This is a genomic window from uncultured Gimesia sp., from assembly GCF_963972345.1.
Lineage (GTDB): Bacteria > Planctomycetota > Planctomycetia > Planctomycetales > Planctomycetaceae > Gimesia.
The window spans coordinates 1-12,137 of sequence record NZ_CAXAVM010000206.1 but is presented as its reverse complement, the minus strand read 5'-3'; the positions used below and the strand labels follow the sequence as shown (position 1 = coordinate 12,137).

8 protein-coding genes are annotated in these 12,137 nt (G+C 51.6%); 6 read left to right on the top strand and 2 right to left on the bottom strand.

All coding sequences use genetic code 11. The features are described from left to right. Positions 1–1,346, bottom strand: a 1,346-nt coding sequence (locus tag AACZ40_RS24250) for an SWIM zinc finger family protein (RefSeq protein WP_339676166.1), incomplete at its 3' end; no start/stop codon positions are given. Positions 1,347–1,835: 489 nt separating this feature from the next. Here AACZ40_RS24250 and AACZ40_RS24245 point away from each other — a divergent pair. From AACZ40_RS24245 to AACZ40_RS24225, 5 genes are all read left to right on the top strand, one after another. Beyond that, positions 1,836–3,080: a lactate racemase domain-containing protein gene (locus tag AACZ40_RS24245; protein WP_291179227.1), complete on the top strand. Its 1,245-nt coding sequence runs from the start codon at positions 1,836–1,838 to the stop codon at positions 3,078–3,080. 75 nt (positions 3,081–3,155) lie between these two features. After that, entirely contained in the window at positions 3,156–3,959 is an 804-nt protein-coding gene (locus AACZ40_RS24240; protein ID WP_291179224.1) for an inositol monophosphatase family protein, read from the top strand. Positions 3,960–4,925: 966 nt separating this feature from the next. Beyond that, the gene (locus tag AACZ40_RS24235) at positions 4,926–5,645 is read left to right on the top strand and encodes a metal-dependent hydrolase (RefSeq protein WP_291179221.1); all 720 of its coding nucleotides are present in this window, start codon (positions 4,926–4,928) and stop codon (positions 5,643–5,645) included. Positions 5,646–5,849: 204 nt separating this feature from the next. After that, entirely contained in the window at positions 5,850–6,698 is an 849-nt protein-coding gene (locus AACZ40_RS24230) for a carbon-nitrogen hydrolase family protein (protein ID WP_291179219.1), read from the top strand. 283 nt (positions 6,699–6,981) lie between these two features. Continuing rightward, entirely contained in the window at positions 6,982–9,429 is a 2,448-nt protein-coding gene (locus tag AACZ40_RS24225) for a YfhO family protein (RefSeq protein WP_291179216.1), read from the top strand. A 7-nt stretch (positions 9,430–9,436) separates the two neighbouring features. On the opposite strand, the gene AACZ40_RS24220 is transcribed toward AACZ40_RS24225, so the two are convergent. After that, positions 9,437–11,119, bottom strand: a complete 1,683-nt coding sequence (locus tag AACZ40_RS24220; protein ID WP_291179214.1) for a hypothetical protein — start codon at positions 11,117–11,119, stop codon at positions 9,437–9,439. A 449-nt stretch (positions 11,120–11,568) separates the two neighbouring features. Here AACZ40_RS24220 and AACZ40_RS24215 point away from each other — a divergent pair. Next, positions 11,569–12,137 (top strand): class I SAM-dependent methyltransferase (locus AACZ40_RS24215; RefSeq protein WP_339676165.1); only part of this gene is annotated, 569 nt, incomplete at its 3' end.

Sequence of the window (12,137 nt, the reverse complement as noted above, 5' to 3'; positions counted from 1 at the left end):
GAACCGGATACCAGATGGTCCAGATAGTTGAAGTGGATTTCACCATACAGGCGATCCTGCTGCCAGCGTTTTTTCTGCGGCGAATGAATCAGCAGTTCCGGGTTGGGATCACAGGTGATCTCTTCCAGATGCAGTTCTTCCGGCAGTTCCAGTCGCGGCAGCACCGGCATATCCAGCAGACGATCAACCAGTTCCTGCTGTTCGCCATCTTCTACTTCAATTGTCTCATTCTGCTGAATCATTTTGATCCAGGGGAAGGCGTCATAGTCTTCCAGCGGTGTAATTTTATCATTGGTCAGCACCAGTCCCCCCGCCACAATCAGACGCGCCGAGGTGATCTGCAGAATTTCATCGTCCCGTTTCAGGTGACCGTGCAGTTTCCAGTTTGAACTTTTCCGATCCCGTTCCACACCCATGCAGAATTCCCAGGTGTTCTCACCATCCCATTTCAGGGAATCGACGTCGTCGGGCTGACGTTCCAGATAGCGTACATGTCCTGTACCACACATCAGAGGCAGGATCAGTTCACACAGTTCATACGGAATTCGGTAGCGAAAGGCGGCAACCTGGGTTTCCGTCTGCTGTGCCCGCCAGTTGGTACGCTCCGGGGTTCCCCCGGAAAGGTAGGCCAGAATCCTTCGGTCGTCTTCATGTTCGACTTCCTGGAGTTGACCTGCTTTCAGCTTGAGTGGTTTTAACTTGCCCCATTGTCCGTTCGCACGTCGCTGACGCTGAGATGTCTGTACCACCAGTTGCCCGGATTCGAGACTTTCTTCTATGTCGATTTCATAGAAGATCTCTCGCTCCTGCTGCGTGGTTTTCGAGAGTACGGGAGTCAGAGAGAACTCATTCTTGAGCTCAACCAGCCGCGTTTCCCAGTCACGTAATCGGGGTTTGGAAGAGACGGCTGTGGACTGACTGTTGCCGGAACCCGATTTGGTTTTCCGGGACCGTCCGCCTCGCATTTCGAAATCGTCGGGCATCGAAAATTCAAAATCATCCAGCTCTTCATCAAAGGAGAGCGGGGCATTTTCGATGATAAATGGGGGAATATAGCCCGGTTTGACCGCACCGGCCAGATAACCGGCGTCGTCCACTGCCAGAATCGAAGCCCACAAATGCTTGCAGACATTGAATTTCTGAAACTGGTCACAGGTGCAATAAGTTTTCAGATTGCCATCATCGCGTGACAGTTGCGTCTGGTACTCGACACCATCCCGTACCACAGCAAAAATATGGTCAGCGGTGATCCGGGTCAGTTCGACCCGTTCCGCCTCGATATAAGCTGCACCACGGAATCGGATATCGGCACGAAATTGATTTTCCAGCAATTCTGCCAACGTCATGGACGGCCTCCTGCCTGATCCCAAAACGCGTTTCGCATTATTGAGACACTCCCAGATATTTTCATAAGTCAGTCCTGAATTGAACCTGGACCAACGCTAGTATCGGTCGGAACACAAACATTTTCATCGTGCGGCTCTCAAATAAAGCCGGTTGAAGATTCGGGCCTTACAACCCTCAAACCCCATTCAGAGCGCATCTTACGAGGTTACTAGATCACAGTCGCTGTTGACCAGTCATTATGGCGGGTTTTCTTCTGAATTTTTGACTTCCATTAAAAAATCGAAGTGAACATTCCGTTATCTCAAAGAGTCTGCCAAGTTCCGCCCCTTGAGACTGGTTCAGCCACAAAAAGTGTGATATACGACTCCCACAGCCTGCTGAGTCGATTCACTTTTTTGAAAAATATTTTATAGTATCTGTTTTCAACATCAGTCCGGCCCGTAACAGCAATGGTGTGCCTCGGGCTTTTCTGAAAGCAATATGCGACTATGGAAAAACTCCATCAAACTCTTAGCGAACAGGAAGTCATTCAGTGGTTTGAATCAAACCTTCCTGTTGAAGACTATCGAAACAAGAGCATTCTGCTGATCGTGCCCGATGCGACCCGCACCGCTCCCTTATCCCTGTTGTTTTCGACCTTTCATCGAATTCTCAGCCCCGTCGCAAAACGGATTGACGTCCTCGTCGCGCTGGGGACGCATCCTCCCATGCCTGAAAAAGACATTTGCCGCCTGCTGGGGATCTCCGAAGCAGCCAGGCAGTCGGAATACAGGGATGTCGGGCTTTACAACCATGAATGGGACCAACCTGACAAGCTTACACAAATCGGGACCCTCACGAAAGAGCAGACTTCTTTAATCTCAGCAGGACTCCTGGAAATGGATGTCCCGGTCACCATTAATGCACGCATCAAAGAGTACGATATCCTGCAGGTCATGGGCCCCGTCTTTCCTCACGAAGTCGTCGGCTTTTCCGGCGGCAGCAAGTACTTTTTCCCCGGTATTTCCGGCCCGGATCTTCTGAACTTCTTTCACTGGCTGGGAGCGTTGATCACCAATGTCGGCATTATCGGCGTCAAACAGACACCGGTACGCGAAGTCGTCAACAAGTCCGCCGCCATGATCCCGAATGAAAAACGCTGTATCACTTTCGTTGTGGCTCCTGACAGTTCCCTGTATGGCCTCTTTTACGGAACTCCTGAAGACGCCTGGGAATCCGCCGCTGATCTTTCCGGTCAGATCCACATCAAACGCAAGCCTCGACCTTTCAAACAGGTTTTGTCCTGTGCGCCCCTGATGTACGATGAACTCTGGGTTGCCGGAAAGTGCATGTACAAGCTGGAACCGGTGGTCGCTGATGACGGGGAACTCATTATCTACGCTCCCCACATGAAAGGAATCTCGATCACACATGGCAAGCTGATTGAAGAGGTCGGCTATCATGTCCGTGACTATTTCACAAACCAGTGGGATCAGTTTAAAGACTACCCCTGGGGGATTCTGGCACATTCGACTCACGTCCGGGGGACCGGGACCTTTGAAAACGGAATTGAACGTCCGCGGGTTCGTGTTACGCTGGCATCGCAGATTCCTCCGGAACTGTGTGAGAAAATCAATCTTGGCTATCGAGATCCTGCCACGATCGACATCGAAGCATTTGCCGACCGGGAAGAGGAAGGCATCCTGCTCGTCAGAAAAGCAGGGGAGCACCTCTACCGCCTCGAAGAGCAATAGCCTTGTCAGCTTAAAGAAGCAAACTTTCATTCGATCGACAACCATCAACATTCAAGAAATATTCGAAACAAAACCATGAATACACATTCTGAGAAATTTGAATTAAAAGCACGTCTGGAACTGGCTTTAACGGCATCAGAGAAAGCCAGTGAGCTGATCATGCAGCATTACCAGTCTCCTGATCTCAAGGTCGATCGAAAATCTGATGACTCTCCGGTAACGATTGCCGATCGTGGTGCTGAAGAATTGCTGCGGAAAGAAATCACGCTCGCCTTTCCTGAAGACAGTATCCTGGGAGAAGAACTGCCACCCGTCGAAGGTACCAACGAGTTCAAATGGATTCTTGATCCCATTGATGGCACCAAGCCGTTCACACAGGGTGTCCCCCTGTTTGGCACACTCATGGGACTGGAAGAAAACGGCAAACTGGTGCTGGGTGTCTGCCGGTTCCCGGCGTTGAACGAAGTGGTTTACGCCATCAAGGGAGAAGGCGCCTGGTGGAAAATTCGCGACCAGGAACCGCGTCGCGCGAGGGTCTCTGACAAATCTCAACTTGCGGACGCCGTCTTCTGCACCACCACCATGACCCGCTGGGAAACGATTGGCAAACAGAAAGCGTACGAGCATTTCTGCCGCAACTCCTACCTCGCCCGAGGCTGGGGAGACTGCTACGGTCACATGCTGGTCGCCACCGGTCGCGCCGAAGTCATGGTCGACCCGACCCTCAGCCCCTGGGATGCAGCCGCTCTGCTCCCCATCCTGGAAGAAGCCGGCGGGCACTGGATCGACTTCGACGGTAAACCGTCCATCTATTCGGGAAATGGCCTGGCAGTCAACGACGCGTTGAAAGACGAAGTGCTGCAGATCATCGCCCGGTAAGCGACCCGCTCCGACTCTGTTCTGTATCGAAACGAGTACGAATTTCGTGCTTTGTGCAGTTTCGGAGCGTATCAACCTGCGATGCCTCCCTTTCAGGAATTCAGCAACATAGACTGAAAAAATTGGACTTGACCCCGCCGCGCCTCGAAAGAGGATATGCATCAAACTGAGTCGCGCGCGTGTCCAGTTTACAGTGCACTGAAACACGGACCAGTCGTTCGTGTTCTTCACTATAAAACAGCCCTTATTTTCCAGATTTGCACTGCTCGAAACTTTACTCATTCGTAATGTGATCCTGCGGGTCGCCGCACATCGCAGGCCTTCGCCACAGCACCGCCCCGGCATCACACCAGATCGGCCCTCGGTCAACCCGGTTCGCCACCCGAATTTATTCAGATCCTCTTGACTCACTCGCGCCCCTCCACAAAATAGTCCCCCATCACGGAAGCTGATAAAAACGGTCATCAAAATTCATCCTGAAAAAAAGCGATCTGTAGTTAAACAATCTTTGTCCAGCGGATGCCATCAGGCGGCTTGACCGATAGCGAACGGCACTTCCCACGAGAACGAAGGACTTTTTTAACAGTAGCGTCTCTCAAACTATGATACTCGGCACCCATGTCCTCAGAGGCACTACAGAAAAACGGCACACTGTCCAGAGGAAGCACAGCCCATCCGATTCTACGCGATCTCACCAGACTGCTCGCAGATGAACAGTCTGAACCAGATCAGGGTCCGGAAGCTGATTTCTGCTTCCAGATCGCGTCACATTTAACCAGTGCGTCTCTCATTCTGATATACTCGTCCTCAATGAACCGGGAGACGCTACAGCAAAACGGAACACAGTCAAATCCAGTGATTTGAACTCCCATTGATCGATTCCCCCCCGGTCTGCTAAGATTGCCCCTGCAAGGACTTAGCTTCAACGACTCCGGAATGAAACCGTAAGCTTCAGGGAAGAACAGGATGGCCGGTTATAAGGAACATATCAGCGTCAGTGGTTTACTGGGAATCGGATACGGAACGATTGCCAGCCTGTTCATGGGATTCACGCCCACGCAGGGAATTCTGGCTGGCGTATTGACCTGGGTGGGCGGTATGCTGCCTGACCTCGATTCCGAAACAGGCCGTCCCATCAGGGAACTGTTCTCCCTCACCGCAGCAGTTGCTTCCTTCGTTGCCATGCGGTGTATGATTCACAAAGGGGCCGACCCGGACAACGCCATCCTGATGGCTGTCGTCACCTACGCCGCGGTCCGCTACGGTGGTGCTGCAATCCTCAGTAAATTTGCCGTTCATCGTGGCATGTTCCACAGTATACCGGCTCTGATCATCACCGGGGAAACCGTCTTCCTGGCCTATTTCAGCGATTCTTATGCCGTCAAGTTTCTGATGGCGGGCGGAATCTCACTCGGCTTTCTGTCGCACCTGGTGCTGGATGAAGTTTACAGCGTGGAACGCAGGGGAATCACCATTCGTCTGAAGAAATCCTCGGGCAGTGCCATCAAATGGTTCGGAAACGGCCTGTTTGGCAACGCCGTCGCCTACGCGATTCTGCTGACGATGACCTATATCACACTCGTGGATTCCGGTGTGCTGATTCCACCGCAACAGGCCGCACCCGTTGAAAACATCGATGCCCCGGTCCAGCAGGCGTCTCCCTTCAGAACAACAGAACGACTCTGATCCAGTGGCACTTTGATAAGAGACAATGGAAACCTGCGTTGCTGGCTCCTATAATCAGTATTCTGCCTGGAATGGGTTCTTCCATCATCCAGAATTCCAGGGCGAATCGCATTTAACCAGAGCGTCTCTCAATCTGTTATACTCGGCTCAAATAGCTTTGGAGACGCTACAGTAAAACTGGACACAGTCTGAGGACCGCAATCAATGAAAATTGCCGGCGTTCAAATGGATGTTTCTCTCATGGACAAAGAGGGAAATCTCACCCGTATCATCGAGAAAATCAAAGAAACTGCTGCGGCAGGTGCCAGCCTCACCGTGTTTCCCGAATGTGCGTTGACCGGTTATTGCTTCGCCAGTCTCGAAGAAGCCCTGCCTTACGCGGAATCAATTCCGGGTCCATCTACCGACAGATTACAGGAAGTCTGTCGTGAACTGAATCATTCCGTCGTGGTCGGGATGCTGGAACAGGCAGAGCAGGGCGTTTACAACGCGGCAGTCCTGATTTCCCCCCAGGGAGTTCTGGGCAGCTATCGCAAAATTCATCTGCCCTACTTGGGAGTCGACCGCTTTGCGCTCCCCGGTGACCGCGATTTCGCTGTCTACGCGCATCCCGAAGTCAATATTGGACTCAATATCTGCTACGACAGTGCCTTTCCCGAATCTTCGCGCATCATGACGATTGAGGGAGCAGATCTGATCGTGCTGCCAACCAACTGGCCTGCCGGCGCGGAACATGTCGCCGAGCATGCCATCAACACGCGATCCATGGAAAACGGAATCTACTACTGCGCCGTCAATCGTATTGGATCGGAACGTGGCTTTGAGTTTATCGGCAAGAGCCGCATCACTGGTACCGCCGGGGAGACATTAGCCTGCTCCCGGGGAACCGATCCGGAAATCCTTTACGCCACCATCGATCCGGCCCGCGCGCGAAACAAACGGGTCGACCGTGTCCCAGACAAGCATGTGATTCACCGCCTGGCAGACCGGCGTCCCGAGTGGTACAGTAAAATCATCGAACCACACGGCTTGCAGCCTCCCAATCGGGACTGATGCCTCTTCAGCAGTAAGTTGCCACAAAGCACCTTGTCGTAACCGTACTCCGGTTAATTCTGCCCTTGGATCCGCCGGTTGGCATGATCTATGCTCTTGAATTGCCTGCTGGCAGCAATCAGCCACTGATCCTTGCTGACCGAACCTGAGACCTGGAATCACCTTCCCGCTACGGAAGATGTTGCTGTCCGCAAACGGTTTACCCTGGGGTGTATCAGATTCTTTACAAAACACTTAACTTTCTGTTGGAGTCTTCCCTTCTGGTGAAGACAAAACGTAACGCATGAAATCCAGACTGTTTCAAAATCTGATCGCTGCACTGATTTTACTCGTCGCTGCCGGCGCATGCTTTTTTCCCTTGCTGAGCCATCCCTCCGATGTACTGGTCGGCATCCAGAACCAGGGCTATAATGACACGACCAGTGCATTCATTGCCTTTAAAAATTATCAGAAAATCTGCTGGGAGCAGTTTCAGCAGTTCCCCTACTGGAACCCGTACTCGCTCCTCGGCATGCCCTGGCTGGGAACTCCGCAGTCATCCCTGTTTTACCCGGGGAACTGGCTGTTCTTTTTTACCAATGCCGTCAATGCCATCAGCTGGTCGCTGGTCCTGCACCACTGGTGGGCAGGACTGGGAGCATTTGTATTAGGACGAAAGTACCGGCTGAGTTTTTTCAGTGCGCTGCTGTCAGGGATTGTTTTCCTGGCCGCTCCCTATTTTGTAGCGAAAACAGGTGAAGGTCATTTCACCTCCGTCACACAGATCGCCTGGTTCCCCTGGATCCTGTATGGATATGAACTCCTGCGGGAAGGCAGCCGAAAAGCGGTTCCCTTCCTGGCAATTCTGATCTCGCTTTCGTTTTTCTGTGGGCATGTCCAGGAACTGTATTATCTGCTGTTATTCCTCAGTATCTCCCTGGCGATAGAATGCCTGGTGGATCGTTACCGTCAGAAACGTCAGACGTCCGCCAGCCCTGAGCATCAACAGGAAGTTGCTGCTGAGAGCTCATTAAGGATGAGTACTCCTGGTGCCAGATTCAAAAACTGGATTTTGGTCAGTCTGTTTGTGGCGGGACTGGTCGCCATTGATCTGATCCCTGTTTTCATTTACACGAAGCAGGCGGTTCGCTCCAGCGGGATCGATATGGCCGCCTTATATAAAGGGAGTTTGAATGGATACAGCTTACTGCAGCTGATTGACCCTTTTGTGTGGGGACATCCTGACCAATACCAGGGTCCCGGTCTGTATTACTGGGAATCCATCTGTTCCTTTGGTTGCCTGCCGCTGCTGCTGGCTCTGCTGGGCACCTGCGTTTTCTGTCAAGATCGTAATGTAATCCGCCTCACTCTGATCGGCGTGGCCGCCTTGCTGCTCGCCTTTGGTCCCCATCTGCCGTTTTACACGCTCTGTTATAAACTGATCCCGGGATTTTCCATGTTTCGCATTCCCGCACGTCTGCTCTGGCTCTGTTCCCTGGCCATCTCCATGCTGGCCGGCTTTGGATGTGAAACCCTGATTCAGCTTTCAGAGAATCAACGCAAGAAAACCTGGCGTCTGATCACAGGCCTTTGCCTGGCTGTTTCGCTGCTGGTGATTGGCTATCAGATCGTGCAGTCCCGTGGCGAGGTCACATTCAGAATGGGAACCGATCAGGTTTTCAGATTGCAGCTGTTCTGGCTGTTTGCCGCGATCCTGGCAGGTTTGATGGCACTCCTGCTCGCCAGTTTTTCCCGCAAAACAGCAATCGCAGGCACACTCTTGCTCAGCCTGATCTGCATCGGGGAACTCAGTATCCATTCAAATCAGATTCTGAGTACCGTCCCTCAAAGTACGTTCCGAGGCGAAACCAGGCTGATTTCGTTTCTCAAGGAAAACCTGGGCGAACATCGTGTGCTGGTTAACCAGAAGCTACTCAGCGACCGCGAAGCCTGGCAGCATCAGATCATGAAAATCCAGGGATACGAGCCCGTCCCGCTCGTCCGACTGGGACTGCTGGCCGCAGCTGCCTTTCCGCAACCGGATGCCGCCGCGATGATGGCGGGCTTCAAGTCACCAGATCTCACGACGGCACAAAAGCCGCTGCTGGATCTGATGAGCATCAAATATGTGATCCTGCAGACTGATCAGAAACCGGAAATCGAAGGCTGGAAAATTATCGAGCAGGGAACCATTCCTGAGGAATTCGCTCTGCGAAACAAGCAATCTCAACAGCTGCCCTACCTGATTCTGGAAAACCTGAATCCGCTCCCCAGAGCTTACATCACAGGAAATGCAAAAACCTTTAATGCCAATCAACCAAGCCAGAAAATCGTGGCGGCGATTTCGAACGTCGAGCCCCGCAATCAGGTGCTGCTGCAGCAGGATGTCCTGCCGCGAGGTAAACGCCAGCCTTATACAGCAGCTTCTATCACGGAAGCAACTCCCAATCAGTTGACAATCGAAGCCAGCCTGTCTGCCCCCGGCTATCTGGTGCTCTCAGATATCTATTATCCTGGCTGGACCGCGCGAATTGGCAACCAGGATCTGCCCGTCCTCCCGGCTGACTGCTCCTTGAGAGCAATTCCACTTCCTGCCGGCGAGCATCAGCTTGAGCTGTCTTACCTGCCACCAGGCTTTCAACTCGGACGGATTATTTCCGTAACGGCACTTCTCATTCTCCTGGTTCAACTGCTGACCGCCTTTCGAAATCCACGCGGCAGACAGGCAGCTGCACCTGCTCCTGATCCCTGAAATGAGATCAGTTTTCTACCGGGGAAGCAGAGTCACTTTTCTCTTTCTGCAGTTTCTGTTGTCGGGCAAACGCCTGAACCTGCTCTTCAGTGGGAAGATACCCACTACCGGTAAACCGCCCCAGCGGATGTTTGACCCGATGTACCAGGTAACGTCCTGCCCGAAAGACAACCGGTTGCGACCAGGGGTAAGCCCCTTTGAGGCTGACAGGATAGGCCGGGGGAGTGATCTGCTTTGAATTCTCTGATCTGGCTAAAGCCGTTTCCCGATCAAAACCACTCTCCAGCAGATCGGTGACAATGAACTTCTGCGAACTCTCGTTAACTGATTTCATGAGCTCTCCACGATGCGTGGGACAGAAAATCAGGCTCGTATCAAAAAAGACATACCGGGTTGCTGGTTCTATATTCAGTTCAGGATAAAGGTAAACCAGAGTGCTGTTATAGCAGTGCAACTCATGGTCTTTCAGCTGCTGTGTTTCCAGAAACGATTTCACCGCTGCCAGATCGTCCCAGTCGACCTGAACCATTAATGCCAGTTTCGACTTAAGCTGCAGATCGCTGGAATGGAATACACAGGTCTGCCAGAGTTGAATTCGCTCCGGTCTGAAGTTGGGAAACGAGAGAACCGCCAGGAACACAAACAGAGCGATCCCTGTATTCCAATACCAGTTCAAAGACTGCTGGTGAATGCGATTGCTGAGATAAACTCCGATCACACCGATCGCCAGCAGGTGAGAGGGTGAGTGTACATAATCGAACAGATGCTGGAACGCATACGACTGAAACAGCCACCCCAGGTACATTAACGATAACAGCAGGGAATCCCGTTGCGATATCGCCAGAATTGCTTGACTTTGTCTCCGAGTTTTCCAGCAGGTCCAGAGTGTGGACAATGCCAACGGCACCGCAACCAGGTGCAACAGAAACCAGGGATAAAACCGATATAGAAACTGCGCAAACCGCAATGAATTCCAGCCTGCTGTTCTTGATTCAACATACTCTGGATTCCACCTGGTAAAGGTATCGTAAAACCAGCTCCAGGCTCCTGTCTGCCACATCCAGATGATGCCGACTGCTCCGAGCACTAATCCACCCAGCAATAAACCGGAAAAATCCACCAGCAGTTTGCGTGGCTGCCTGATTAAGAACAGTGATCCGCACCAGACACACAGCGCAGGGACCGCCACGAAGGGTTTAATCCAGAAAGCTGTTGCCCAGCACAAACCTTCCAGAAAAGCCCAGCCCCAGACAGCAGACAGTGAAATCCCGGTTCCTGACTGTTGACTCTCGAGCAGACGATCAACCTGCTTCCGCCTTAACCAGAGCGCAGTCAAAGCCGGGAAAAGGATGATCGTATCCCGCTGAAAGTGACACCATTCGGTGATCGAAAAATAAAATGCGAACAGAGCGATACCGATCCAGAGCAGGGCAGTGACGGAAGCCTGATTCCTGCGATTCCAGAACATGAGCAGTAGAGCACTGCCACTGAAGATCAATAAATCGACAATACGCAGTGCATCGGAACTCATTCCGATGAGCGGGCGGATCAGCATGTGCAACCAGACGATGCCAGGCAGATTCGTCTCGAATATATCTTTATATAAAGTGCCACCATTGAGCACCGTCTTTGCCTGAAGATCATACAGAACAACATCAGTAGCGAGCGGCATCCTAATAAACATAGGCACACACAGTACCAGCAATGCAGCAAAGAGGAGTGCAGTAAACCAGGTCAAGACTGTCGTCTGTTGGACTGACTGATTCCCCACCATCAATACTCCACATATTTACATGCAATTGACACGTTACGCCACTTACTCACACAACACTATAGACAACATAAGCAACACAGGTAAAATACATACGGTTAAAAATGATCTATTTTATCCAATTTGAATAGAAATGATGCGGTGTTGGCCTAAACGCACTGATATCCTGACTGTTTCAGGCACACTCCAGCAGTCTTTCTGAATTTCCTTAACTAAGCATCATTCTTACTTCGAGCGCATCACATTTAACACTAGCGTCACTAAATCGATTCTGATACCTGGACCAAATGGACCTGACCCCGTGAGCCGCTACTGAAAAACTGGAAACAGTCCAGCATCAACAGACTACTATTATCAAAAGAGATAACGTGGACCCGGGACATCTTACTGAATTAATCGAACTGGAAGAAAATTACTGGTGGCATGTTGCCAAGCGAAAGCTGGTGACCGAAATCCTGTTCAATGAATTCCCGGCTCCCGGATCAGTCATTGAAGGAGGCATCGGCTCCGCTCGCAATCTGCTTGAGTTCAGCCGCATGGGTTATGAAGTTACCGGATTTGATCTGATGCAGGATTCAGTCGATTATGGTCGTTCCCGCGGATTAAATAATCTCGCCGTGCATGAGTTAAGCCAGCCCTGGCCAGTGGCTCCCGCTTCTGCCAGAGCCGTTGTGTTACTTGATGTGATGGAACATATGCAGGATCCCGTGCAATTACTGAAAAACGCAGCAGAAACGCTGGCCGATGATGGCGGGATCATCATTACGGTGCCCGCCTATCCCTCACTCTTTTCTGACTGGGATCGAAAAATGGGGCATTATTGTCGTTATACGAAAAAGCATTTTCGTCAAAATGCAAAAGAGGCTGGTCTCAAGGTCAAATGGCTAACACACTGGAATTCGTTTACCCTGTCAGCCGCCATTATCAGCAGAGGGGC